Genomic DNA, 25,807 nt, shown 5'->3' with positions numbered 1-25,807 from the left:
ATTATGTATAACGAATCTCCAATCATCCGTCGTCCTTCGAGCCGCATTTATGTCGGCGATGTCCCTATCGGTGATGGCGCACCTATTGCAGTTCAGTCGATGACGAATACTAAAACGACTGATGTCGAAGCTACAGTTGCACAAATTCGCGCTCTTGAAAAAGTCGGTGCAGATATTGTGCGTGTTTCTGTGCCAACTATGGATGCGGCTGAAGCATTCAAAGTGATCAAGCAAAGTGTTAACGTGCCTTTGGTGGCAGATATTCACTTTGACTATCGTATTGCACTTAAAGTCGCAGAATACGGTGTTGATTGTTTACGTATTAACCCAGGAAATATTGGCAACGAAGAACGTATTCGCAACGTTGTTGAATGCGCGCGTGATAAAAATATTCCAATTCGAATTGGTGTTAATGGCGGTTCATTAGAAAAAGATTTAATGGATAAATACCATGAGCCAACACCAGAAGCGCTGCTGGAATCAGCAATGCGACACGTGGATATTTTAGACCGCCTTAACTTTGACCAGTTTAAAGTGAGTGTTAAAGCATCGGATGTCTTTTTAGCGGTTGAGTCATACCGCTTATTGGCTAAGCAAATCAAACAGCCTTTGCACTTAGGTATTACTGAAGCTGGCGGCGCTCGTGCTGGCTCAGTTAAATCAGCTGTTGGTTTAGGAATGCTATTAGCTGAAGGTATTGGTGATACCTTGCGTATTTCATTGGCAGCCGATCCCGTTGAAGAAATCAAAGTTGGTTTTGATATCTTAAAGTCGCTACGTATTCGCAGCCGTGGTATTAACTTTATTGCTTGTCCTTCTTGCTCTCGTCAGGAGTTTGATGTGATCAATACTGTTAATGCACTTGAAATGCGTTTAGAAGACATTACCACTGCCATGGATGTTTCTATTATTGGTTGTGTGGTTAATGGCCCAGGCGAAGCATTAGTATCAGATATTGGGCTAACAGGCAGCCATGGTAAAAGTGGTTACTATGACGATGGTAAACGTCAAAAAGAGCGTTTTGATAACAATAATTTGGTGGATTCATTAGAAGCCAAAATCCGTGCAAAAGCGGCGATGATGCAAAATCGAATCGATATCAAAGACGCAACAGAATAAGTTTGCTTTACATGAAAAATACACCTTACCAGCGATGGTAGGTGTTTTTTTGTGTAAGGCGTGAAAATAAATTAAGGCTCTCGGTCATCGATTATTAATCGATCTAATAGAGCAAGTAAGTAGGCGAATCAACGTGGCAAAACAGATCCAAGCAATCCGCGGAATGAATGACATTCTGCCAACGCAAAGCCCATTATGGCAACAAGTCGAGTCGGTTATCCGCTCAACGGTTAGTGCTTATGGTTACAGCGAAATTCGAACTCCAATTGTTGAGTCTACTGACCTTTTTAAACGTTCAATTGGTGAAGTCACCGATATTGTTGAAAAAGAGATGTACACTTTTGCTGATCGCAATGAAGACAGCTTAACGCTGCGTCCAGAAGGTACAGCGTCTACTGTTCGTGCTGGTAATGAGCATGGTTTACTGTATAACCAAGAGCAACGTTTATGGTACATGGGTCCCATGTTCCGCCATGAGCGCCCTCAAAAAGGCCGCTACCGTCAATTCCACCAATTTGGTGTTGAAGTGTATGGTATTCCAAGTGCTGATGTTGATGCTGAAGTCTTAATGTTATCTGCACGCCTTTGGGATTCGTTTGGTATTAAAGAACACGTAAAACTGGAGCTGAATACACTTGGTGATACAGCGGAACGTGCTGCTTATCGTGATGCGCTAATTGCATTTTTAGAGCAACACAAAGAACAATTAGATGAAGATTCTAAGCGTCGCATGTACTCAAACCCATTACGAGTATTAGATTCTAAATCACCGCAGGTTCAGGCTATTTTAACTGATGCACCAGCACTGATGGATTACTTAGGTGAAGAATCAAAAACACATTTTTCAACCTTATGTGAACTCTTAGACGCGGTTGGCATCGAATACACAGTTAACCCTCGTCTTGTTCGTGGATTAGATTACTATAATCGTACGGTTTTTGAGTGGGTAACAGACAGCTTAGGCTCGCAAGGTACTGTTCTTGCTGGTGGCCGTTATGATGGCTTAGTGGGTCAGTTAGGTGGTAAAGATACGCCTGCTGTTGGTTTTGCAATGGGCCTTGAGCGCATTGTATTACTACTGCAAACGCTAGAGCTTGATAAAGATGTGGCACCTGTTGTTGATGTTTATGTCACAGCAATGGGTGAAAAGTGTGTTGTTGAAGCAATTAAAATTGCTCAAGAGTTGCGTCAAAACCTGCCAACGCTTAAAGTCATGACTCATTGCGGTGGCGGTAACTTCAAAAAGCAGATGAAACGTGCAGATAGAAGTGGCGCTGAATACGCACTTATCATTGGTGAAGATGAAATTGCTAACCAGCAAGTCGCCGTTAAACCATTGAGAAATAAAAACGAACAACTTTTGGTTGCCCGAGCTGATTTGGCGACCACGATTAAATCATTATTTTAATGTCAGCGTGACGCTGATATAAAACAGAACTGAATAGAAAGGGGAAGTGCGCGTGGAAATTTATAGCACAGAAGAACAACAAGTCGATGCTATTAAGCAGTTCTGGAAAGATTACGGCAGCTCAATCATTGTTGGCGCTGTAGTAGGTCTAGGTGGATTATACGGTTGGAACTATTATTCTGACGTCAAATTAGAAAATGCAGAAGCCGCTTCTGAAGCATTCCAAAGTATCAGTGCTAATTCAGCTGATAGCGCAGCGGTAATGGCTGCAGTGAGCGAGTTTGGTCAACAACACGATCAACAAGGTTACCAAGCGTTGCTAGAGTTAATGGCGGCAAAAGCAGCTGTTGAAGCGGGTGATTTAGATAAAGCAGAAACTGCTTTTACAAAAATTATTGCTTCAAATCCAGGTGCTTCTTTAGCGTCACTAGCAACAATTCGTTTATCACGAGTTCAAGCTGAGCAAGGTAACTTAGGTACTGCACTTGCAACATTAGAGCAAGTGACAGATGAAGCATTTAATGCACAGCGTGATGAATTAAAAGGTGACTTTTTAGTGCGTCAAGGCGACATGGATAAAGCACGAGTTGCTTATCAAGCTGCAATTGATAATGGCGGTGCATTAGCAAGCCCTGCGCTACAAATGAAGCTAGACAATTTAAACAAGGCATAAGGAATTAGCCGAATGAAGTCTTTATGCAAAACCTTGCTTGCTGCTGGATTAAGTGTCGCAATGCTATCGGCTTGTTCTTCAAGTGATACCGAAGAAGAAGTCGTAACAGAACTTACAGAAATTCAAGCCACTGTCTTTCCTGAAGTGAACTGGGAAGTAAACGTTGGCAATGGTGTAGGCGATTACTACTCGCAGTTAAAACCAGCTATTTTTTATGGTCACGTGTATGCCGCTGATCGTAATGGGACAGTTGTTGCTTATAATGAAGAAACTGGTGAAGTAGCTTGGCGTAAAGATTTAGCGTCAGAATTTAAAGATACTGCGCTGGCTAAAACAAAAGAAGCGCGTATCGCAGCGGGTGTAACCGTTGGCCGTAACAAAGTATTTGTGGGTGGTGAGTCAGGTTTATTAGTTGCTTTAGATGCAAAAACGGGTGAAACCCAGTGGAGCGCTATCGCAAGTGGTGAGTTATTGTCAGTTCCTACGGTATCGGAAGATTCAGTCGCAGTGCATACCAGTGATGGTAACCTGGAGTCTTTTTCAATTGCAGATGGCACCAAGTTATGGAGTCATGAAATGCAACTACCTAACTTGACCCTTCGTGGAACAGGTGCTCCAGCATATGATTCTGGTGGTTTCTTCCTTGGTACTGCTGATGGTAAAATAGCGGTAGTAGTAAAAAATAACGGTCAAGTTGCTTGGGAGCAAGCGGTATATAATCCAACAGGTGGTAACGAGTTTACTCGTATGGCCGATGTGGACATGACACCGTTAATTTTGGGCGATAATTTATACGCGGTAAGTTACAATGGCAACCTAGTGTCAATGGAGCTGAGAACGGGTCGTGTTGTTTGGACACGTAAGTATTCAAGCTTTAATGAATTGGCCTATGCAGGTGTTGGACTATACTTAGTTGATGACCATAGTCGTATCTATTCAGTAGACAGACGAAATGGTTTAGAGCTTTGGAGTAATACTACGTTAACAAACCGTAGCTTAACATCTCCTGCCGTTATTGGTTCTTATATTGTTGTAGGTGACTTTGAAGGTTATCTACACTTTATCGACCGCAACACTGGCGAAGTCGCTGGGCGAGTTGAGGTTGATAGTGATGGTTTATTCTCACAACCGGTTGTGGTTGGAGACAAGGTATATGTACAAGGTCGTAGCGGAAAGCTAGCGACTGTTGTTCTGCCATAATTAAACCAGAAACCCTATTAGAGCCCCTGGAAGTGTGTTCCGGGGGCTTTTTATTTAAAAGTTTTTAGAGGCAAAATCATGATCCCTGTAGTGGCCCTTGTTGGGCGACCTAATGTTGGTAAGTCAACTTTATTTAACCGTCTTACTCGCACAAGAGATGCGCTTGTCGCCGATTTTCCAGGTTTAACTCGTGACCGTAAATATGGTCGTGCTTTTTTATCTGGTTACGAATTTATTGTGGTTGATACTGGCGGTATCGATGGCACTGAAGAAGGGATCGAAACCAAAATGGCTGAACAGTCGCTAGCGGCGATTGAAGAAGCTGATGTTGTACTGTTTTTAACGGATGCTCGTGCCGGCTTAACAGCAGCGGACTTAGCTATTGCTGAACATTTACGAAGCCGTGATAAAACGACTTTCGTTGTTGCAAACAAAGTTGACGGTATTGATGCTGATTCTGCTTGTGCTGAATTTTGGTCACTGGGTTTAGGTGAAGTTTACCAAATGGCTGCGGCTCAAGGTCGTGGTGTCACAAACATGATTGAATACTCACTAGCACCGTATGCGGAAGCGATGGGTATCAAGCGTGAAGAAACAGATGAGCAAGACGAAGAAGTTCGTGAGTATACCGAAGAAGAAGCTGAAGCTGAGCAAGAGCGCTTGCAAAGTTTGCCAATCAAATTGGCTATTATCGGTAAACCCAATGTAGGTAAATCAACGCTGACTAACCGTATTTTAGGTGAAGAACGTGTTGTTGTTTATGATGCTCCTGGTACGACTCGTGACAGTATTTATATTCCTATGGAACGTGAAGGTCGTGAGTACGTGTTGATTGATACTGCAGGTGTTCGCCGCCGTAGCAAAGTGCATGAGACAATCGAGAAATTCTCTGTTATTAAAACCCTGAAAGCGGTTGAGGATTCAAACGTTGTTCTACTTGTTATCGATGCACAAGACGGTATTACAGAGCAAGATCTTGGTCTATTAGGTTTTGCGTTAAACGCAGGGCGTGCAATTGTATTAGCAGTGAATAAATGGGATGGTCTTGACCAAGACTTTAAAGAAAGTGTTAAAAGCGAACTTGATCGCCGCTTAGGCTTTATTGATTTTGCCCGCATTCATTTTATTTCAGCACTTCACGGAACAGGCGTTGGCCATTTATATGAGTCTATTGAAGAAGCTTACGACAGTGCGACTCGTCGTGTGAGTACTTCAATGCTGACACGTATTATGCAAATGTCACAAGATGATCATCAGCCACCGTTAGTGCATGGTCGCCGTGTTAAATTGAAATATGCTCACGCAGGTGGATATAACCCGCCAATCGTCGTGGTGCATGGTAACCAAGTGAGCAAATTACCGGATTCATACAAACGCTATATGATGAATTACTTCCGTCGTTCATTAAAAGTGATTGGTACGCCGATTCAAATTCGTTTCCAAGAAGGGGCGAACCCGTTCCAAGGTAAGAACGAAAAGCTAACCATTAGCCAAGAGCGTCGACGTAAACGCGCTATGAGCCATATTAACAGCCGTAAAAAGTAGTATTAAACGGTATTTATTGCCAATAAAAAGCCTGAATGATGTTCAGGCTTTTTTTATGGCATAAATTTATAGCTCACTATTTAACGTACTTTTTGTTTAGGTGCACTTGTTCGATGACTTCGTTGAGCAGTACTTCTTTGAGAGGACACCCTTTGAGTTGACGCTTTATAAGATGAATTTCTTGATTGGGTCATCGTCTTATTATGACTTGAACGGGTAGCACTTGTACGATTCGAAGCGTACTGTTTTGAGCTCGCTGCACTTTTCATTTGATGTGATTTCACCTTATTTTGATGGCTTGATGCTTTCACGTTCGACGGGCTTTTATAGGCTGTCGACTTATGGGCACTTTTATTCCCATGGGCGCTTTTGTTCACATGTGTGCTTCTGTTCAAATGCGCCGCTTTATTCGCCGTTGTTGCCTTGTATGCTTTATCGGATTTAACCGATTTACTGACAGCATGAGACTTATTGTGCTTCAGCGCTTTATTGACTCTTTGCTGCTGCGACTGCTTGGCATAATGTGATTTATTAAGCTGGCTGCTTTTGATGCCATGTTTAGTTGAATGGTGAGCCACTTTGACCTTGTTATGACGTAGCTTATCGTAACGGTGGCTGACTTTCGGCGACTTATACGCAACACCTCGTCTATGAGTCGGATTATGCTTCCAACGCTTTGAGCCGCTGCTATAAGCTATTTTATGTGGCTTACGGTAATAACGGGTGTGACGGTGATTTACCACGACAACTCGATGATGTGACCAGTGGACTGCACCAAAAAAATAATTAAAGTTGATGTATACACTCGGCCCCCAATATATCGGACGATGTGGTCGATAGTAGGCGTAAGCGGGGTAATGCCAATAGACTGGTGGGTAAGCATGCCAGCGCCAGTGACCGTATACAATTCTTGGGTCATAAACGGGCACGTAAATGACTTCAGGTTTTGCCGGTTCAATAATGATTTGTTTTTCAACACGGGTAACGGTCATGTTATCCATATTATCGAAGCTATCAGCATCATCTGCTTGTTGTCTTAGTGTTTGAATACTTGCAAGAACACTTGCTTCATCTTGTAAAAATGCTTCCCCTAAATGTTGAGTCCAGGCTAAATCTTCATTGAGCTTTTCAAGTACTGTAGGAAAGGCCACTAATGCGGTCACGCTTGGATCCCATGACTGTGATTCAGCTTGCTGCATCTTCTGCTCGCTTGATAAATGCTTGTGTTGTTCCTCCCAGCGACGAGCTTGTACAACTTCTAGCGGGTATGTCGATGCAATTAAAATATGCGTCAGTAAACTATCAGGATAAAGCGCTATTGGCGCGAGCATTTGCGCCAATTCAGCTTCAGATGGCAGAGTTTGTTGATACTGCGTGTCATTATTGTCAGAGGCGATGACCGAGAAAGGCACCAGCAAGCTCAGACTGATAAGGCCAGCCTTGAGTAGCTTATGTGGAAAATGCAGTCGTCTCATAAAATCTCCAGATATCGAATATCGATACTTTGCGAATGATAGAACTAGCTTAACCAAGTGAAAATGAACGTAAGATGAAAGCGGCCATTATGAGCGTAGAAATTAATAGAAAAGTGACCACAAGGATGAGCAACAAAAAATTACAAGCACAATATGCAGTAAAACATAGTGGCAGTAACAGCCACAAGGTTGAGTAAAACGAGTTTTTAGAAGAAAGCATTAGCGGTAGTTTTTAGCAATACGCTAGCCATTTATGATAATAGATTAGCAATCCTTAGCAAAAGTCTAGCAGCAGGTTAGCTACCCAATAATATCAGCGAGCAAAACTGAGCATAAATTTAGCGCCGCCATATTCAGCGGACTCACTGACAGTGAGTGTACCTTCATAGCTCGTGACTAAATCTTTCACAATGGCAAGTCCAATGCCATGACCTTGATGGTAAGTATCAGCACGCATACCACGTTCAAAAATGGTCTCTTTTTGTTGCTCCGTTAAGCCTTTACCATCATCTTCAATAATAAAAAATAAACATGACTCCGATTGCGTTACTGACAAGCACACTTGAGACTTCGCAGCTTTGCAGGCGTTATCGAGTAAATTACCTAACATTTCGCTTAGATCCGTTTCATCACCTTTAAATATCAACCCAGCTTGTGATTGATAATCAATATCTAATGATGAGTGTTGATGAATTTTCGATAATGTTCTAATCAGCTTCCCTGCGACTTCATCAATACTTACCCCTAAATGCCATGCTGTATTGGCTGACATTTTTGCTTTATTTAGCTGATAACTGATGATGTTGTTAATGTTGCTTGCTTGTTCTTTAGAGTCTTTACTTAAATCGCTTTGGCTTTGCAATACTGCTAATGGAGTTTTTAAGCTGTGGGCTAAATCGGCTAGTGCATTTCGATATCGCTGACGTTGCTGTTGTTCAGTGCTGAGTAAAACATTGAGCTGTTTTGCAACTGCATTTAGTTCAGCTGGGTAGTTAGAGTTCAGTCGAGTTTGCTGACCTTGATCTACCAGGGCGAGCTCACGCGTAAATTGGTTTAAGGGTTTTAGCGTCCAGAATAGCCAAATTGCTTGGATTAGCACTAATACAAGCATTAAAATAATCAGCCAAGTCCACAATGTAGCGCTAAATTCGCTGATCTGTTTTTGATAATCTGCATCGTCCTTAATGATATGGACTGTAATAGGTAGCGGCGCGTTGGGTGTTTCAAAACTGACACTGAAACTATAAACCACATGATTGTTATCGTCATTGCCTGCCAAGTCCTCAAAGCTTACTTGAGTTAGCTTTCCTTCCCCCATAGGTGGAGTAGGCAGCGCGAGTTCTGTTTTAGCTGGCGTTGGGAGGCTTAACCCAAAGAAAGACTCTGACTGCCACACCATTTGATTATCAGTAGTTATAAGGGCATATAGACCTGAGCCGATCACATTAAATTGATTTTCGAGTAAATAATTAGGCATGACTACGCTATCGTCTTTTACTTCTGCTACAGCTAACACAGAGTAAACATAAGCACGTAATTGTTGGTTAATTGATTGCGTTATTTGATGCTGAAAAGCGCTATTAACTGTCACACCAATTAATGGCAATAACACCACAATTAGCAATAACCCGCTAAGCATTAGCCTTAATTTAAGCGAATCTAGCTGAGCAGATTTTAACGAAAATGACTTGTTCTTAAGTTGCACTAAATGAGTCAACTTAGATAATTGATTTGCGATAAACCTCGTCATCTTAGTGTGCATAAGATCAACTTAACGCGCGTAAGCGATAGCCTTGCCCACGCAAGGTTTCAATCAATTTATATTCACTGTTGGGGTCGAGCTTTTTTCGTAAACGGCGAATAAAAACTTCAATGACATTTGAGTCTAAATCAAAATCTTGATCATAAATATGCTCTATCAAAGTTGGTTTAGAAATCACTTCACCTTGATGCAACATGAAATATTCGAATAATTTAAATTCAGAGCTACTGAGAATAATTGACTCTTGATTATGGGTTAGTTCAAGCGTGCGTGTATTTAAATTAAATGGACCATTAGAAACAATAGGACTTGCCTGACCGACTGAGCGGCGAATAAGCGCATTCAGGCGAGCAACCAGCTCTTCTGGCTGAAACGGCTTGGTGAGATAATCATCGGCGCCAGAATCTAACCCTAGAACCTTATCTTGCCAACCATCTCGGGCGGTGAGGATCAAAATAGGGTAATCAATTTGTTGATTGCGTAACTGAGTAATCAAACTCAATCCATCAATCTTAGGTAAACCCACATCAATAATAGCAGCATCGTAGGGATATTCTGTTGCTTGAAACAAACCATCTTCACCATCCGATGATATATCGACACTGTAATTTGCGGCTTGTAAATGCTCGGTTAGGTTTCTTTGCAAGCCTAAATCATCTTCAACTAATAATATTCTCATGGTTAATTCCTCGAAACTGAACCGGTACGTGCATTCACGGTGGCGTAAAACACCATGCCTTTATTAGAAAGCAGTTTGACTCGATAGCCAGGAGAACCATTCACTGATGTTGACTGAACAGAAAGCACTTTGGCAGCGTATTGCCTTTTAGCAACTTGTGCCGCTTGCTGTGAACTGTTGATTGCTAATTTCTTAGGTTGATTTCGTTTATTTTGGTTTGGTGTTTGATGAGAAGCATGATGAGTTGATTGTCCCCATGCGATAGAAGAAACAGCTGAAATAGGCGCAGCTTGGGTTAATCCAATATTGAGAAAGCTCAACATTAGCGTTAACACAGGTATGCTTAATTTCATTGTTACTTTGCTCATTGCCAAATCCAATTCAATATTTATCTTTGAAATCAGTCATCAGTGTAAAAGATCCCTTTCAATATAGAAACATCTGCTATGTGTGAAGTTGCATTCCCTTTGTGAAAATGAAGTATTGCGCGGCGAATATGAATGTAAGATGAATGCGAGAATGCTAGTTGAGTGAGTCTTGTTTTTGAAGAATAGGGCCTAAAATAATTGAGATAAAATGAACAAACAGCTTTACATCAACAACTTGAACTGAAATCATGACGCCCATTAATGGCGGTGCTAATGATTAGTACCTGCTCATTAACAAGGAAGGTATTAAGAGTTTAAACGGAATTTTCAATAAAGTTTGTCATGTCCTCATGCACGACTTAGCCGTATTTTACTTACATAGATAAAACGATTAAGACATATCATCTAGCGTGATTTCTAAATACCTTCCCCTCAACAAATTAGTGTATTGCTCTAATAGCGATCTTAAAAAGCCCAACTTGAGTGTATGTGCTTATTTGTATTTATTTACAGTCGGCACAGACCTTTATAGTGGCTTTAAATTGATTGATTAAAGTGAACATAAGCTATGGATAGATTGATTAACAAGGAAGTGTAAATGTTAGGGTTGCTGATTTTAATGTTGTTTACTGTGATACCGGTAAAGATAGGTGCAGAATTATTTGGCGCGTCTAATAAAGAGCTAAAATATTGCGTTTTAGCCGTATTTATAGGCACGGTATTATCGACAATTTGTGCTTTAGTCATTGGAGATTTATTGGGTCTGTTTATTGCCTACTGTGTTGTCAGTATGGTTTATAGCAGAGTTTTTCTATTTTCATTTGGCACCGCATTTGTTTTTACGTTTGTTGTATTTATGATTCAAGTTGGGTTAGTGCAAATGATGGCTGATATAGGGATTTTCACGTTAAATCTAAGCCGCCAATGAAGAGGTCAGTTTGCTCATAAATTGGTGGAATTATGAGCTTATTTAACAAGTTAACGATTCAAGGAAGAAATATGCAAAAAATTGTCAGTGTGTTGTTTTTTATTGTTGTGGGCTTAGTGATGATTAAGTCCTGTAAGCGAGATTCTGATATCCGTTCTTGGCCTTCAACTCAAGGCACAATCGTTTCTCAATCTGTTGAGCAGTACAGTGAGAAAGAATCTTATACAGATAGGAACGGTAAGCGTAAATATGACTATGAGAACAAATACCGTGTTCGTATAGTTTATCAGTACCAAGTTGATGGCTTTGAATATAATGGTAATTTTGCTATTTCTGATTTAGAAATGCAGTCAGAGATTGAACGTCACTTAACATCTAACCCTAACGGCAAGCTGATTAATATAAAATATAATCCGATAAACCCTGCTGATAGCGCTAATCGAAGCTAAATCAATCAAATCTAATTAAATGCATCAGAATCAGCGTGTTTCAGGTGCATTTAACTCTTCTATCGCTTTCCAATGGTATTCATATAATGTTGTTAAAACATGATCTGACAGTGTTAACTGTTCAGCTTGCATTCATTTTCAGTGTTCTTAAATAACCCTCATTAACGATACGGAATCACGGTGATTCAATCACCCATTGATGGCTGTGATATCAATTAAGAGGGAACACACATGAATAGACAATACCCATGTTTAAGACGTATTAGATTGTTCGCTATAAGCTCAATAAGTCGTTTTTTGATGCTAGTGATGGGCGTTGCTTCGATGTCAGCAATGGCAAGTACTTCACAGCAAAGCATAATTGTCAGTGAGGGGCGTCAACTCTCAAGTATTGAGCAGGGGGATCCGCTTAAGGCTCAACATGGCGTATTGACTGAACAACAAAAAAGTAGCCTGAATGAACTTGTGTTAAAAGAGAAGCAACAGCGACAAGCTGGTGAGTCCGCAGGAAAAAATCATGCAGAGAAACTGAACCGCAGCGAGGTCATAACGCTTCGGGCAAGTGGCGTCATGTCTGCAAAAGTGCAACGAGGTTTGCCTACAGCACAAAGCTTATCGAATGGCACAGGGCTAAGTAAAATACAAAAGACTCAGGTAAATCAGCAGGCTATCGTCGGTTATCGAGATTTTGACATTTATGCCGCTTATAGTCGTTTATTTGATGATTTAGATGAAGATGGTTTTTACCAAACGTTTAGCGTGACCTTTGATGCCGATGTTTATGGTTTTACTCAAGGAGAGGCGGCTAATGTTTATGCCGAACTTTATTTAAGTCGTAATGGAGGCCCTTGGGAGCATTATTACTCTACCGATGTGTTTACTATTTATGGCGATGCTACCGATGACGATTACGAAGTATTAACGACATTAGCTCAAGGTTATAAAACTGATTATTACGATGTGTTGATTGATTTATATGAACTCGGGTACGAGGACATTGTGGCGACTTTAAGTAGTGAAGAGTCTGATGGATTATATGCATTACCATTAGAAAGTAGTGATAGAGATACGGTTTATGAGGAAGAATACGTTGAAGTGATTGAAACAGAGGTGCATGTCAGTGGCGGCAGTATGGCGTGGACTTCGTTACTCATACTCTTGTTGTTAGGTGTACAGCGAACAGTGTTAGCAACAAAGCGATTAAATAACAATACTGATTAAACTTGCAACGATGGAAAGTCATAAACCAAATAACAAAATCCCGCTTAATGCGGGATTTTGTTATCAGTGATTTCTATCATTGGCCGTTTGGGGCCAATTACACCACCACTGATTTAATTTCACCTTGATGCAGCTTGGTCGTTAGCGTTTCGCCCGCTTTTACCTGTTGGGCATTTTGTAAAATATTGCCTTTACCATCACGGGTAATACTGTAACCACGGCTTAATGTCGCTAATGGGCTAACGGTTTCTAGTTGATGCGCACTGTAATTCACTTGCTGATTGGCATTTACTAGCCTTGCTTTCATTGCTTCTTTTAAACGGTTGGTGAGATAACCCACTTTGTTTTGCTCTAAGGTTAGCTTATGAGCGGGTGAGCGCTGTTGCAATCGGCTTTTAAGTTGTTGCTGAGCTAATGTTGCATTAGCAAGCTTATGACGCAGGGCTGATTCAAGCTTTAACTGCATTTCATCAAAGCGCTGCTCAAGTTGTTGTAGCTGCCTTTTAGGATCTTCACGTTGTAGCTGGTGGCTTAACTCACTGAGTTGCGTGCTTTGATGTAATAAGTAATGACGCATTGATTGTCGTAACCGTGAAAAGGTCAAATTAAGCTTTTGGGTCTTATTACCTTTATCATCTGATAATAACTCTGCGCCAGCAGAAGGCGTCGGAGCTCTTACATCTGCGACATAATCACTGATAGTGGTATCAATTTCATGACCTACCGCACTGACAACGGGCAGGGCGCTATTATAAATAGCATGGGCTAAGTCTTCATCGTTAAAGCACCATAAATCTTCTAAAGAGCCACCGCCGCGGGTAAGCAATAAAATGTCGACCTCTAAACGTCTATTGGCCGTGGAGATTGCCTTAATGATTTGTTTCGCTGCCGTCGCGCCTTGTACTTGGGTTGGGTAAACCACCACTTCAATTGACGGGTCGCGAGTAGAAAGCACTTTAACCACATCTCTAACCGCAGCACCAGTGGCAGAGGTAATAACACCAATTCGTTGAATATTTTGCGGTAATGGTCGCTTGGTTTCTGTTGCAAATAAGCCTTCGGCAGCTAATTTAAGCTTAAGCGCTTCATATTGCTGTGCAAGTAATCCATCTCCAGCTGGCAGCATTGACTCTAAAAGTAATTGATAGTCGCCACGAGGTTCATAAACACTGATAGAACCTTTAACTAATACTTGTTGGCCATTAACAGGTTTAAATGGCACGGTTTGATTACGACCTTTAAACATCGCACAGCGAATTTGTGAGCGACTGTCTTTTAATGTCATATACCAATGACCTGAATTTGGGGAAACAAAGTTCGAGATTTCGGCCTCAAGCCACACCTTACCTAGCTCACCTTCAAGCAGCTGGCGGACTTCGCCGTTTAAACGGGAAACCGTGTAAACATTATTTTTCGGGCTTTTCATCAAATTCAACCGACTAAGAGTATTTTTTAACTATTTTCCATTTACCAACCTAAATATGCAAGGTATAATCCCGCCGCAATATTTACCCTTTCCAAACCCTACACTTTCTGGGAGATGTTGCATGTTAAGATTAAGAAATGACGCACTAACATTTGATGATGTACTACTTGTGCCTGCTCACTCAACCGTCCTCCCAAATACCGCTGTTCTAAAAACTCGTCTGACTAAAAAAATTGAATTAAACACCCCAATCGTTTCTGCTGCAATGGATACGGTCACTGAAGCTCGCTTAGCGATCGCTATGGCGCAAGAAGGTGGTTTAGGTTTTATTCATAAAAATATGACGATTGAACAACAAGCTGAAGAAGTTCGTAAAGTTAAAATTTACGAAGCGGGTATCGTTCAACAACCTGTCACCGTCACGCCAAGCACCACACTTGCTGAGTTAAAAGAATTAACTGAACGCAATGGCTTTGCTGGTTATCCAGTGATTAACGATGCTAATGAGCTTGTGGGTATTATTACTGGCCGTGACGTTCGCTTCATTACTGACTGGAGCCGTACTGTAGAGCAAGTTATGACGCCGAAAGATCGTCTAGTGACTGTGCTTGAAGGGACTAAGTTAGATGAAGTGCAAACACTAATGCATTCACACCGCGTTGAAAAAGTATTAGTGGTTGACGATAACTTTAAGCTAAAAGGCTTAATCACAGTTAAAGATTTCCAAAAAGCAGAGCGTAAGCCTAATGCATGTAAAGACGAATTAGGTCGTTTACGTGTTGGTGCAGCTGTTGGCGCAGGTGCTGGCAACGAAGAGCGTATTGCGGCGCTCGTTAAAGCGGGTGTTGACGTATTGCTGATTGATTCATCTCATGGTCACTCTGAAGGTGTGCTGCAACGTATTCGTGATACTCGCGCCTCATTCCCTGATTTACAAATCGTAGGTGGTAACGTCGCAACTGCTGAAGGCGCTTTAGCCTTAGTAGACGCTGGTGTTGATGCCGTTAAAGTGGGTATTGGCCCAGGTTCTATTTGTACCACTCGTATCGTTACTGGTGTGGGTGTGCCACAAATTACAGCGGTATCTGACGCTGCAGCAGCGGTTAAACATTTAGATATCCCAGTTATTGCTGATGGTGGTATTCGTTTCTCGGGTGACTTAGCTAAAGCCTTAGCTGCTGGTGCATCATGCATCATGGCAGGTTCAATGTTTGCGGGTACTGAAGAAGCACCGGGTGAAACTGAACTTTATAACGGCCGTGCTTATAAGTCATACCGTGGTATGGGGTCTTTAGGCGCAATGACGCAAACTCAAGGTTCTTCAGACCGTTACTTCCAAAGCGACAACGCTGCTGACAAATTAGTACCAGAAGGTATTGAAGGTCGCGTTGCTTATAAAGGTAAGTTAAAAGAAATCATTCACCAGCACATGGGCGGTTTACGTTCTTGTATGGGTCTGACGGGTTGCGCCACCATTAAAGAATTAAATGAAAAAGCTGAATTCGTAAAAATTACCTCAGCGGGTATGGGCGAGTCTCATGTTCATGACGTTACGATCAGTAAAGAAGCGCCGAATTATCGTAGCGGTTCTTAAATCATAAAGCGGCATATTGTTATGCCGCTTTTTTTCAACCTTTTCTCGTCAGTGGTGACTAACAATACACAATGAGACAAGGTTGAAGTACACCTACGAAGAATACTGTTTTTAAAAGTAAACCCAGATATAAGGTATCCCATGAGCAACATTCATGAGCATAAAATCCTGATCCTAGATTTTGGATCGCAATACACGCAGTTAATCGCCCGCCGTATTCGTGAAATCGGTGTTTATTGTGAGCTTTGGGCTTGGGATGTATCTGAGGAGCAAATTAAAGAATTTGCTCCAAACGGCATCATCTTAGCAGGTGGTCCAGAAAGTGTGACCGCAGAAAACTCACCACGTGCTTCTGAGTATGTATTCAATGCTGGCGTGCCTGTCTTAGGTATTTGTTATGGCATGCAAACCATGTCTGAGCAGCTTGGCGGTAAAGTGATTCAAGGTGTAGGTGAAGGTGAGTTTGGCTACGCACAAGTTGAAATTCAAACTGAATCGGCGTTATTTAAAAGCATTGAAGATGCGATTAGCGCTGAAGGCAAACCTTTGCTTGATGTATGGATGAGTCACGGCGATAAAGTTTCTGAAATCCCAGAAGGTTTTGTTACTGTCGCTAAAACAGAAACCTGTCCATATGCTGCAATGGCGAATGAAGACAAGCGTTTTTACGGCGTTCAATTTCACCCAGAAGTTACCCATACTCGTCAAGGCAAGCGCATGCTTGAGCACTTTGCATTAGACATTTGTGGTTGTGATGCCAACTGGAAACCTTCTTCAATTATCGAAGATGCAATTGAACGTTTGAAAAAACAAATCGGTGATGATGAAGTTATCTTAGGCTTATCTGGCGGTGTTGATTCATCAGTAGTCGCTATGCTGCTACACCGCGCCATTGGTGACAAATTAACGTGTGTGTTCGTGGATAACGGCTTACTACGTTTAAACGAAGCTAATCAAGTGATGGAAATGTTTGGTGACCACTTCGGACTGAACATTGTCCATGTTGACGCTGAAAATCGATTCTTAGATGCGATGGCTGGTGAAGCTGATCCAGAAGCTAAACGTAAAATTATTGGTCATGTATTTGTTGATATCTTCGATGAAGAATCAAAGAAATGTGTTAATGCTAAATGGTTAGCGCAAGGCACAATTTACCCTGACGTTATTGAATCAGCAGGCAGCGCCACCGGTAAAGCCCACGTGATTAAGTCTCATCACAATGTAGGCGGACTACCAGATGATATGGAGCTGGGTTTAGTAGAACCTTTACGTGAATTATTTAAAGATGAAGTCCGTAAGATTGGTTTAGAGCTAGGTCTGCCATACGACATGCTTTACCGTCATCCGTTCCCTGGACCGGGTTTAGGTGTGCGTGTTCTTGGTGAAGTGAAAAAAGAGTACTGTGACTTACTGCGTTTAGCTGATGCTATCTTTATTGAAGAACTGCATAAAGCAGATCTTTACCATAAGGTCAGCCAAGCCTTTACTGTATTCCTACCAGTACGCTCTGTAGGTGTTATGGGTGATGGCCGTAAATATGACTGGGTTGTTTCACTACGTGCAGTTGAAACTATCGACTTTATGACGGCGCATTGGGCACACTTACCATACGACTTCTTAGGTCGTGTATCTAACCGCATCATTAATGAAATCGATGGTATTTCACGTGTGGTTTACGATATCTCGGGTAAGYCACCTGCGACAATCGAATGGGAATAAGTTTCCATTAATTAAAAAAGGCGCTTAGGCGCCTTTTTTATTGGGATAAATTTATTGCTGTTTGCCGTATAATCTAATGAAGTTTGATGTATTGCCATACACGATAAGATTTAATGATTAAGCGATATGCAACAAGTTAAACATAGCAAAGCCTAAGAGACACTCATGACGTTAGAAAACAAAATCCATATCAGCCAAAAGCAGCAAAGGAGTCAGGCCAAGCCATTAACTGCTGAAGAGTTAGCGGTACGTGCAGCTCAAGATGAAAAGTGGATGCGAGTGGCTTTAGCACTGGCGACTAAAGCTGAAGAATTAGGTGAGGTGCCTGTTGGGGCTGTCTTGGTCAAAGACGATGTGCTTATAGCATCAGGATTTAATTTAAGTATTACTGAGCATGATCCAAGTGCCCATGCTGAAATGCAGTGCATAAGAGCGGCAGGCAAAGTGCTTGAAAACTACCGTATGTTAGGCGCCACGTTGTACGTTACCTTAGAACCATGCCCAATGTGCGCAGGGGCGATGGTCCACAGCCGAATTGAACGAGTGGTCTTTGGTGCTAAAGATTTAAAAACGGGCGCGGCGGGGAGTGTGATAAACCTACTACAAGACTCGCACTTTAATCATCAACTTAGCGTGGATTCAGGCGTATTAGCTGATGAATGCGCGAGCCAATTAAGTCAGTTTTTTAAGCGACGCCGAGAAGAGAAAAAAGCGTTAAAAAAACAATTAAAAGCGCAATCAGACTTGTTGCTGCAAAAAGGCGAAGAATAGTTTTTGACGGTTAAGCATTTTGCGCTGCTTTAGCTTAATGATATTACGGCGGCGAGCGTTATTATTTCTTTTCATATTTCACCTGTTAACTTGTTGAAATCTGTTATTTAAAATCTATTAGTTAAAAGTTATTCGTTAAAGTCTCAGGTAATAAAACCTAATGTGTTAAAACCTAAGATGTTAAAACCTAAGATGTTAAAACCTAAGATGTTAAAACATAAGCTATTAGAACATAAGGTATAAGTGAAGACATTAGAACGAATGTCTTATAACCCCCTGAATCTTCCTTTTAATAGCATCAGTAAAGCCCTGTCGCTTAACGTTAATGGCGAGTCAGGCGTTCTCATTCAGTAGGGCACTCAAACGTCAGTATCATGCCCTGACACTATTAATACCAAGTAATTATGAATGCTTTATTAAATGACACTTCTTAACGCGTGCATGAGCTTATTGCGCCGATGATTTAAGGAGCTCGTTAGGCTTATCATCTTGCTGCTCTTCGGTAGTCGATTCTTGCTCGCTTGCCTCTTTGGCTTTTGACTCTGCGAGCATCGCTTGTTCTTTATTTTGATTATCAACCCAAACTAAGGTGTCGTAATAACGACGGATATTATCAACATAATGGGCAGCTTCGTTGCCTCTTGCGTAACCATAACGAGTATTTTTGTAATACTTACGCTGCTGCAATAACGGTAAAATTTGTTTTACATCACGCCATGCGCTGGGATCTTTCCCCATACCTTGAGTGATTTTACGTGCATCTTCAACATGACCTAAGCCAATATTATATGATGCAAGTGCAAACCAAATTCGCTGGCTATCAGGAATAGATTCAGGCAAACGATCGATCATTTTTTGTAAGTATATCGCGCCGCCTCGAATACTTTGTTCAGCATCAAGTCGATTATCGACACCAACAGAGCTTGCCGTTGGTTGGGTTAACATCATCATGCCACGGACACCCGTAGGAGAGCGGGCATGCGGGTTCCAATGAGACTCTTGATAACCGGTTGCAGCAAGTTTACGCCAATCTAAATCGCCAGCATGCTTTTCAAATAGCGCTTGATACTCTGGTAACACATTGTCGATAGCACGAATAAAAGCACGAGTATCCACATAGTCAAAACGCTTTACGTGGCCAAAGTATTTTTCGTTAAGGTGCTCTAGGGTGCCATTACGTTTTTGAATGTGCCAAAAAGACAGTAATGAGCTCAGTAAATAATCACTGTTAACTGGTGGCAGTAACCACACCACTTGGGTTTTCTCATCAAGGACAATACCTGCACGTAATTCAGGTAAGTAGCGTTGGTTGATCAGTAAGCTGTTGGAATCTGCAATGGTATAAAGCACTTCGCCTGAGGCGACCATTGAAAATAGCTCTTCATTGTCGCCATCAACAATTTGTTTCCAAGACAAGTTCGGGTTGGATTGCTTTAACTTAATTAAGGTATCGACCGCGGCAGACTCCGAGATAACGCTAATGTCACCTTGTAGATCATTAAAGTCTCGTGGTTTAAGGTTCCCTGACTTGTATATTAAGACTTGGTTGACTTCATATAATGTGGGACCGAGAAGAAACTGCTCACGTCGATTGTTAGTCGTTGTGATCGCTGCGGCCACAATATCAATGTCATTTTGGCGTAATGCTTCAAATAGCTGCTGACGATTGTGGTAGGGCACCATTTCAAGAGGAACATTGAGATATTCAGCAAACTTAGCGGCCATTTCATAATCAAAGCCACTCTCACCTTGGTCTGAATTAAGGTAAGTTTGTGAGCCGTAAAGCGTCCCTACCTTTAACACGGTACGCTGCGGGATCTGTTCAACATATTCAGTGATAGTAATGTCAGCACGATGACATCCACTGAGTAAAAAGTTGATTGAAATGATAGAGACTATCGTTAAGAGTTTACTCATATCCCTCTTTGTTAAATCCGTTAATGATAAATAGTCTTGTTATGGCTGCGTATCGCTAGGCAAGATTACGTGTTGCTTGCACTGATATTGCGGCTAGTTTTATGCTTATATCGATGCTGGTTTGCTAATCAGATTGTCCATAACCTGAATTAACATAACAGCGTTAACCTTTACGGTATAAATATACTGTAGCAGTAGTTTTGTATTTCACCTAGTCTGCTGGTGGTAACTGTTAAAATATACGGTTGAATTTATTAGTAAATTCGAATTTAAAAAAATAAAATTATCATAATTTTTTGCTGAAATAATAACACGATATTCAGCAGTTTATTTTTGATTGTTTTCGTTAACGGGAAACACTGTTCTAGCAAGCCTTCTTAGGTGATTTATATAGTCTGATTCCCTATAATAGCGCCAATTCTTACCCTACCAATATAATCAATAAGGTGAATTGACGTGATTGAGATCATTCGCGGAGCCCCAGCACTTTCAGCTTTTAGAGTTCAAAAGCTTATGGAGGCCTGCGAAAGCGCAGCCCTTCCTGTTGAGCAAATTTACGCTGAGTATATCCATTTAGCCGATTTAAGTGACAAGCTTGATGATAAAGAGTATCAGCAGCTTGAAACGATTTTAACTTACGGGCCTGCTATCGAATCTCATGCGCCAGAAGGTTCGTTATTTTTTGTTACCCCTCGTCCTGGCACCATTTCTCCTTGGTCATCTAAAGCAACCGATATCGCTAAAAACTGTGGCTTAAGCAAAGTAAAACGCTTAGAACGTGGTGTAGCTTATTACGTTGCCGGTACCTCATTAACTACCGAACAACTTGAGCAAGTAAAAGGCTTAATCCATGATCGTATGGTTGAAGTGATTTTACCTGAGTTTGCCGCAGCATCAGTGTTATTTCAACGCACTGAGCCGCTACCGTTTAAGAGTATTAATATTCTTGCTGAAGGTCGCCGTGCATTAGAAGTTGCCAACGTAGAACTAGGTTTAGCCCTAGCAGAAGATGAAATTGATTACTTAGTCGATAACTTCGTACGTTTAAATCGTAACCCTAACGACATCGAATTAATGATGTTTGCTCAAGCAAACTCAGAGCATTGTCGTCATAAAATCTTCAATGCTGACTGGACTATTGACGGTGAAGTTCAGCCAAAATCATTATTTAAAATGATTAAAAACACCTTTGAGGTGACACCTGATAACGTGTTATCAGCATACAAAGATAACGCAGCCGTGATGAATGGCAGTGTGGCAGGGCGCTTCTTCCCAGATCAAGACGGTGTGTATAACTATCACACTGAGCCAATGCATATTTTGATGAAGGTTGAAACCCATAACCACCCAACAGCCATCAGCCCATACCCAGGTGCGGCAACAGGCTCAGGTGGTGAAATCCGTGATGAAGGCGCTACAGGCCGTGGCTCAAAACCTAAAGCGGGCTTAACTGGTTTTAGCGTATCAAACCTTAAAATCCCTGGTTTTGTACAGCCATGGGAAGGCGATTACGGCAAACCTAGCCGTATTGTTACTCCGTTAGAAATTATGACAGAAGGCCCATTAGGTGGCGCTGCTTTTAACAACGAATTTGGTCGTCCAGCTCTAGTGGGTTACTTCCGTACTTACGAGCAAGAAGTATCAAGCCACAACGGTGTTGAAGTTCGTGGTTACCACAAGCCAATTATGCTTGCTGGTGGTTTAGGTAATATTCGTGAAGATCATGTTCAAAAAGGCGAAATCACCGTAGGCGCTAAGCTTATTGTTTTAGGTGGCCCAGCAATGAACATTGGTTTAGGTGGTGGTGCTGCTTCATCAATGGCATCAGGCCAATCTAGTGAAGATTTAGACTTTGCTTCAGTGCAACGTGAAAACCCAGAAATGGAACGCCGTTGTCAAGAAGTGATCGATCGCTGCTGGCAAATGGGTGATGACAACCCAATTCAATTTATTCACGATGTGGGCGCTGGCGGATTATCAAATGCCTTCCCTGAGCTTGTGAATGACGCTGATCGTGGCGCCTTGTTTAATTTACGTAACGTGCCTTCAGACGAGCCAGGCATGAGCCCACTTGAGATTTGGTGTAACGAATCTCAAGAGCGTTATGTGTTATCTGTTGCGCCTGAAAACTTAGAAACCTTCAGACAGATTTGTGAACGTGAACGTGCACCATTTTCTGTAGTGGGTGATGCAACTGAAGAACAACATTTAACGCTTGAAGACAGCCATTTTGATAACAAGCCAATTGATTTACCGCTTGAAGTACTATTAGGCAAAGCGCCTAAAATGAGCCGTGATGTGGTCTCGGCTAAAGCTAAATCGCCAGCGCTTAATCAAGCAGAAATAAATGTAAAAGATGCGGTTTCTCGTATCCTACATTTACCAACGGTTGCAGATAAATCATTCCTTATCACCATTGGTGACCGTTCAGTGACAGGTTTAGTTAACCGTGACCAAATGGTTGGCCCTTGGCAGGTTCCAGTTGCCGATTGTGCAGTTACTGCATCAAGCTTTGATAGCTACGCTGGTGAAGCTATGTCGATTGGTGAGCGTACACCGCTTGCACTACTTGATTTTGGCGCATCAGCGCGTATGGCTGTAGCAGAGTCAATCTTGAACATTGCTGGTACTGATATTGGCTCATTCAAAGACATTAAATTGTCAGCTAACTGGATGTCTGCAGCTGGTCACCCTGGTGAAGATGCAGGTCTTTATGAAGCGGTTAAAGCGGTCGGTGAAGAACTTTGTCCAGAACTTGAGTTAACCATTCCAGTGGGTAAAGATTCAATGTCGATGAAGACAGCTTGGAATGACGAAGGTCAAGATAAGACTGTAACATCGCCAATGTCGTTGGTTATTACCGCATTTGGTGTGGTAAAAGATATTCGCCACACAGTGACACCAGAGCTTCGCACTGATAAAGGCGATACTGAGCTGCTATTGGTTGATTTAGCGAAAGGTCAAAACCGTTTAGGTGGTTCTTGTTTAGCACAAGTATTCAGCCAACTGGGTGATGTTGCACCAGATTTAGATGATGCAGCAAGCTTACGTGGATTCTTCGAAGTTATTCAGCCATTAGTCGCTGAGCAAAAAGTGATGGCTTACCATGACCGCAGTGACGGTGGCTTATTCACCACATTAGTGGAAATGGCATTTGCTGGTAACACTGGCCTAAACATCGATTTAGCAGCGCTTAAAGGTAACGACCTTGAACGTTTATTTAACGAAGAACTAGGTGCGGTTATCCAAGTGGCTAAAGCAGATAGCGCAGCGATTAAAGCGCAATTTGCCGCCGCTGGCGTTGATTGCCATAGCGTTGCGACATTAACGACTGACGATAACATCACAGTGGTTGACGGTGAGCGTGCAGTATTCAGTGATTCGCGTGTATCGCTTCGCACTATGTGGTCAGAAACCACTTACCGTATGCAAGCCATGCGTGATAACCCAGAATGTGCCAAAGAAGAATTTGAGCTTAAACAGCAAGCTAAAGACCCAGGTCTAACAGTTAAATTAGGCTTTAACCCAAGTGAAGATGTAGCAGCACCTTATATCTTAAAAGGCGCAGCACCTAAGATGGCGATTATTCGTGAGCAAGGCGTTAACTCTCACGTTGAAATGGCCGCCGCATTTGACCGCGCAGGTTTTGAAAGCCGCGATGTTCATATGTCAGACATCTTATCGGGTCGTATCAGTCTTGAAGAGTTCCAAGGCCTAGTAGCTTGTGGTGGTTTCTCATACGGTGACGTATTAGGCGCGGGTGAAGGCTGGGCTAAATCAATCTTGTTCAACGAACGTGCTCGCAGTGAGTTCTCTCAGTTCTTTGAGCGTGATGCGACATTAGCACTGGGTGTATGTAATGGTTGTCAGATGTTATCTAACCTGAAAGAAATCATTCCGGGCAGTGAGCATTGGCCACACTTTGTCCGTAACCGTTCAGAGCGTTTTGAAGCCCGTGCGAGTTTGGTTGAAGTGCAAAAGAGTCCATCAATCTTCTTCGAAGGAATGGAAGGTTCACGCATGCCAATTGCTGTATCACACGGTGAAGGTCGCGCTGAATTTAAATCTGTTGAAGCACTAGCAGCAGCTGAAGCATCAGGTACAGTGGCACTGCGTTATGTTGACGGTAACGGTCAAATCGCAACGCAATACCCACAAAACCCGAATGGTTCGCCAAATGCTATTACTGCACTAACGACAACAGACGGTCGAGTAACCATCATGATGCCGCATCCAGAGCGTGTATTCAGAACCGTTGCTAACTCATGGCACCCAGACGAGTGGGCAGAAGACAGCCCATGGATGCGTATGTTCCGTAATGCGCGCGTTAAGTTAGGTTAAGTTGTATTTAAACCTCAACTGAATTAACAGCAAAAAGGCGACCATTTGGTCGCTTTTTTATTGTGTGAGACTTGTGTCGAGAGTATTGTTAACTCATTTTTGGACAGAAATGAGCTAGGAGTTAAGTCCTAGCTTGACGATGAGAGATTAGAAAAAGTATCTTGAAACCTTAAGCGCTTGTTATACGCACGAGCCTTTTGAAAAACTTAAATTCATTATGTTTTCCAAAGAAACACTGTCACCATTTCGAATATCGATAGAGATATAATTACCTTTACTAATGTAATCAACTAGCTGTTGTGAACCACAAACCTTCTCTTTCATTAGGCGGCGTGAGTTATCCTTCATTATTTTTTTACGTTCAGGATCAGAGCTTAAACCGATGCCATTCAAATTTAATGCTATTCCGATAGTATTCTTATCGACTTTGAACCAAGTCATTTCGATGCGTTTATCCGAATCAGTGAAATACGATTCAAATGAATTGCGTAAGTCATTGTTTGATTGTTTATTTTCGTAATAACCATAAAAATTCCATCCTAGGAATATTAGAACAACAATATTTAAACTAATTTTTACATATTTATTCATGAGACTACGATTCACTATGTATGCGTATAACGCCCAAATAATGGGCAAATATCAGTTGGTTAAAATAAGCGACGCAGGAGCAAAAACCAACTGTTATTTGTCCTGATTAATTTGCTTGTTATGTATCTTTTACACCATTCTTGATTCTATATATTTTGAATAAGTCATACAAAATAAATGAAACAAGCATTATGACTATACCCCAATACACTTCCGGAGATTCAGTTACGGATAATACTTTACCTTTGGCACCGATTTGTCCGCTAACTAATGAATAAATTAAAAAAGCGGCTACAAATATAATACTAATAATTCGGCTTGATATAGATTTTGGTTTAGCCTCTACTTCATCAGCTTTAGTAGGTTCAGCGGAGGGCAAAGGTTCGGGGGTAATAGACTCTTTAAGTCTTATTTGCTCTAGAATTAATTGATACCTTTTAGGGTATGTGTCTTGATCGATATGTTCTTCAACATCATATAACTCATCTAGAGAATATTTACTGTAATCCTGATGCAAACTCAAATCCTTTTAGATACATAACGCCTCGTTAAGAGGCAAAAAACAGTTGGCTAAAATTAGCGACGAAGGAGCAAAAGCCAACTGTTATTTGTCCTGCTTTA

Annotated in this window: 20 protein-coding genes; 12 read left to right on the top strand and 8 right to left on the bottom strand. The window is 41.7% G+C overall.

All coding sequences use genetic code 11. The features are described from left to right. Window positions 1-3: 3 nt before the first annotated feature. The 5 genes from ispG to der all read left to right on the top strand — a co-directional run bounded on the left by ispG (window position 4) and on the right by der (window position 5,945). A complete protein-coding gene (gene ispG / locus A9267_RS06005) occupies window positions 4-1,119 on the top strand; it encodes a flavodoxin-dependent (E)-4-hydroxy-3-methylbut-2-enyl-diphosphate synthase (RefSeq protein ID WP_055025676.1) in 1,116 nt (371 codons plus the stop codon). A 133-nt stretch (window positions 1,120-1,252) separates the two neighbouring features. Next, on the top strand, window positions 1,253-2,527 hold the full coding sequence (hisS, locus tag A9267_RS06000) for a histidine--tRNA ligase (protein ID WP_055025675.1): 1,275 nt from the start codon (window positions 1,253-1,255) through the stop codon (window positions 2,525-2,527). A gap of 52 nt (window positions 2,528-2,579) precedes the next feature. Further along, window positions 2,580-3,200, top strand: coding sequence for a tetratricopeptide repeat protein (locus A9267_RS05995; protein WP_065108592.1), 621 nt, complete (start codon window positions 2,580-2,582; stop codon window positions 3,198-3,200). Window positions 3,201-3,212: 12 nt separating this feature from the next. Beyond that, on the top strand, window positions 3,213-4,400 hold the full coding sequence (gene bamB, locus A9267_RS05990) for an outer membrane protein assembly factor BamB (RefSeq protein ID WP_055025673.1): 1,188 nt from the start codon (window positions 3,213-3,215) through the stop codon (window positions 4,398-4,400). 78 nt (window positions 4,401-4,478) lie between these two features. Next, window positions 4,479-5,945: a ribosome biogenesis GTPase Der gene (gene der, locus A9267_RS05985; protein WP_055025672.1), complete on the top strand. Its 1,467-nt coding sequence runs from the start codon at window positions 4,479-4,481 to the stop codon at window positions 5,943-5,945. An 80-nt stretch (window positions 5,946-6,025) separates the two neighbouring features. On the opposite strand, the gene A9267_RS05980 is transcribed toward der, so the two are convergent. The 4 genes from A9267_RS05980 to A9267_RS21740 form a co-directional block, all read right to left on the bottom strand. Continuing rightward, window positions 6,026-7,420 carry a DUF3300 domain-containing protein gene (locus A9267_RS05980; protein ID WP_065108591.1) on the bottom strand — a complete coding sequence of 465 codons (1,395 nt, stop codon included), beginning with the start codon at window positions 7,418-7,420 and terminating at the stop codon, window positions 6,026-6,028. A gap of 313 nt (window positions 7,421-7,733) precedes the next feature. Next, window positions 7,734-9,059 carry an ATP-binding protein gene (locus tag A9267_RS05975; protein WP_065108765.1) on the bottom strand — a complete coding sequence of 442 codons (1,326 nt, stop codon included), beginning with the start codon at window positions 9,057-9,059 and terminating at the stop codon, window positions 7,734-7,736. Window positions 9,060-9,186: 127 nt separating this feature from the next. Beyond that, on the bottom strand, window positions 9,187-9,861 hold the full coding sequence (locus A9267_RS05970; protein WP_055025670.1) for a response regulator transcription factor: 675 nt from the start codon (window positions 9,859-9,861) through the stop codon (window positions 9,187-9,189). Window positions 9,862-9,863: 2 nt separating this feature from the next. Further along, window positions 9,864-10,229 carry a PepSY domain-containing protein gene (locus A9267_RS21740; protein ID WP_225442085.1) on the bottom strand — a complete coding sequence of 122 codons (366 nt, stop codon included), beginning with the start codon at window positions 10,227-10,229 and terminating at the stop codon, window positions 9,864-9,866. A 598-nt stretch (window positions 10,230-10,827) separates the two neighbouring features. Here A9267_RS21740 and A9267_RS05960 point away from each other — a divergent pair. From A9267_RS05960 to A9267_RS05950, 3 genes are all read left to right on the top strand, one after another. Further along, window positions 10,828-11,157 (top strand): hypothetical protein, encoded by a 330-nt coding sequence (locus A9267_RS05960; RefSeq protein WP_065108590.1) that lies wholly within the window; start codon window positions 10,828-10,830, stop codon window positions 11,155-11,157. Between the two features lie 71 nt (window positions 11,158-11,228). Beyond that, a complete protein-coding gene (locus tag A9267_RS05955; RefSeq protein ID WP_065108589.1) occupies window positions 11,229-11,606 on the top strand; it encodes a DUF3592 domain-containing protein in 378 nt (125 codons plus the stop codon). Between the two features lie 231 nt (window positions 11,607-11,837). Then, window positions 11,838-12,827: a choice-of-anchor H family protein gene (locus tag A9267_RS05950; RefSeq protein WP_065108588.1), complete on the top strand. Its 990-nt coding sequence runs from the start codon at window positions 11,838-11,840 to the stop codon at window positions 12,825-12,827. A gap of 97 nt (window positions 12,828-12,924) precedes the next feature. Here A9267_RS05950 and xseA read toward each other — a convergent pair whose 3' ends face one another. Then, the gene (gene xseA / locus A9267_RS05945; RefSeq protein WP_065108587.1) at window positions 12,925-14,253 is read right to left on the bottom strand and encodes an exodeoxyribonuclease VII large subunit; all 1,329 of its coding nucleotides are present in this window, start codon (window positions 14,251-14,253) and stop codon (window positions 12,925-12,927) included. A gap of 121 nt (window positions 14,254-14,374) precedes the next feature. On the opposite strand from xseA, the gene guaB reads away from it, so the two are divergent. The 3 genes from guaB to tadA all read left to right on the top strand — a co-directional run bounded on the left by guaB (window position 14,375) and on the right by tadA (window position 18,337). Then, window positions 14,375-15,847, top strand: a complete 1,473-nt coding sequence (gene guaB / locus A9267_RS05940; RefSeq protein WP_055025667.1) for an IMP dehydrogenase — start codon at window positions 14,375-14,377, stop codon at window positions 15,845-15,847. A gap of 141 nt (window positions 15,848-15,988) precedes the next feature. Next, window positions 15,989-17,566 carry a glutamine-hydrolyzing GMP synthase gene (gene guaA / locus A9267_RS05935; RefSeq protein ID WP_065108586.1) on the top strand — a complete coding sequence of 526 codons (1,578 nt, stop codon included), beginning with the start codon at window positions 15,989-15,991 and terminating at the stop codon, window positions 17,564-17,566. A 165-nt stretch (window positions 17,567-17,731) separates the two neighbouring features. Continuing rightward, window positions 17,732-18,337, top strand: a complete 606-nt coding sequence (gene tadA, locus A9267_RS05930) for a tRNA adenosine(34) deaminase TadA (RefSeq protein ID WP_082972219.1) — start codon at window positions 17,732-17,734, stop codon at window positions 18,335-18,337. A gap of 447 nt (window positions 18,338-18,784) precedes the next feature. Here tadA and mltF read toward each other — a convergent pair whose 3' ends face one another. After that, window positions 18,785-20,254: a membrane-bound lytic murein transglycosylase MltF gene (gene mltF / locus A9267_RS05925; protein WP_065108585.1), complete on the bottom strand. Its 1,470-nt coding sequence runs from the start codon at window positions 20,252-20,254 to the stop codon at window positions 18,785-18,787. 459 nt (window positions 20,255-20,713) lie between these two features. Here mltF and purL point away from each other — a divergent pair, with 459 nt between their 5' ends. After that, window positions 20,714-24,595: a phosphoribosylformylglycinamidine synthase gene (purL, locus tag A9267_RS05920; RefSeq protein WP_065108762.1), complete on the top strand. Its 3,882-nt coding sequence runs from the start codon at window positions 20,714-20,716 to the stop codon at window positions 24,593-24,595. 180 nt (window positions 24,596-24,775) lie between these two features. On the opposite strand, the gene A9267_RS05915 is transcribed toward purL, so the two are convergent. Continuing rightward, window positions 24,776-25,186 (bottom strand): hypothetical protein, encoded by a 411-nt coding sequence (locus tag A9267_RS05915; protein WP_065108584.1) that lies wholly within the window; start codon window positions 25,184-25,186, stop codon window positions 24,776-24,778. Between the two features lie 118 nt (window positions 25,187-25,304). Continuing rightward, window positions 25,305-25,703 carry a hypothetical protein gene (locus tag A9267_RS05910; protein ID WP_065108583.1) on the bottom strand — a complete coding sequence of 133 codons (399 nt, stop codon included), beginning with the start codon at window positions 25,701-25,703 and terminating at the stop codon, window positions 25,305-25,307. Window positions 25,704-25,807: the final 104 nt, after the last annotated feature.

Origin of the sequence: Shewanella sp. UCD-FRSSP16_17, from assembly GCF_001675935.1 — a bacterium.
GTDB lineage: Bacteria > Pseudomonadota > Gammaproteobacteria > Enterobacterales > Shewanellaceae > Shewanella > Shewanella japonica.
The sequence above is the reverse complement of the archived record's forward strand: the minus strand, read 5'-3'. Positions and strand labels throughout refer to the sequence as shown.

Excerpts from the sequence above, each read along its gene's own strand:
- A9267_RS05980 (WP_065108591.1), bottom strand. The coding sequence starts at position 7,420 with ATGAGACGACTGCATTTTCCACATAAGCTACTCAAGGCTGGCCTTATC.
- tadA (WP_082972219.1), top strand. The coding sequence starts at position 17,732 with ATGACGTTAGAAAACAAAATCCATATCAGCCAAAAGCAGCAAAGGAGT.
- A9267_RS21740 (WP_225442085.1), bottom strand. The coding sequence starts at position 10,229 with ATGAGCAAAGTAACAATGAAATTAAGCATACCTGTGTTAACGCTAATG.
- A9267_RS05960 (WP_065108590.1), top strand. The coding sequence starts at position 10,828 with ATGTTAGGGTTGCTGATTTTAATGTTGTTTACTGTGATACCGGTAAAG.
- mltF (WP_065108585.1), bottom strand. The coding sequence starts at position 20,254 with ATGAGTAAACTCTTAACGATAGTCTCTATCATTTCAATCAACTTTTTA.
- ispG (WP_055025676.1), top strand. The coding sequence starts at position 4 with ATGTATAACGAATCTCCAATCATCCGTCGTCCTTCGAGCCGCATTTAT.
- A9267_RS05975 (WP_065108765.1), bottom strand. The coding sequence starts at position 9,059 with ATGCTTAGCGGGTTATTGCTAATTGTGGTGTTATTGCCATTAATTGGT.
- guaB (WP_055025667.1), top strand. The coding sequence starts at position 14,375 with ATGTTAAGATTAAGAAATGACGCACTAACATTTGATGATGTACTACTT.
- xseA (WP_065108587.1), bottom strand. The coding sequence starts at position 14,253 with ATGAAAAGCCCGAAAAATAATGTTTACACGGTTTCCCGTTTAAACGGC.
- A9267_RS05955 (WP_065108589.1), top strand. The coding sequence starts at position 11,229 with ATGCAAAAAATTGTCAGTGTGTTGTTTTTTATTGTTGTGGGCTTAGTG.
- der (WP_055025672.1), top strand. The coding sequence starts at position 4,479 with ATGATCCCTGTAGTGGCCCTTGTTGGGCGACCTAATGTTGGTAAGTCA.
- A9267_RS05915 (WP_065108584.1), bottom strand. The coding sequence starts at position 25,186 with ATGAATAAATATGTAAAAATTAGTTTAAATATTGTTGTTCTAATATTC.
- A9267_RS05970 (WP_055025670.1), bottom strand. The coding sequence starts at position 9,861 with ATGAGAATATTATTAGTTGAAGATGATTTAGGCTTGCAAAGAAACCTA.
- A9267_RS05950 (WP_065108588.1), top strand. The coding sequence starts at position 11,838 with ATGAATAGACAATACCCATGTTTAAGACGTATTAGATTGTTCGCTATA.
- bamB (WP_055025673.1), top strand. The coding sequence starts at position 3,213 with ATGAAGTCTTTATGCAAAACCTTGCTTGCTGCTGGATTAAGTGTCGCA.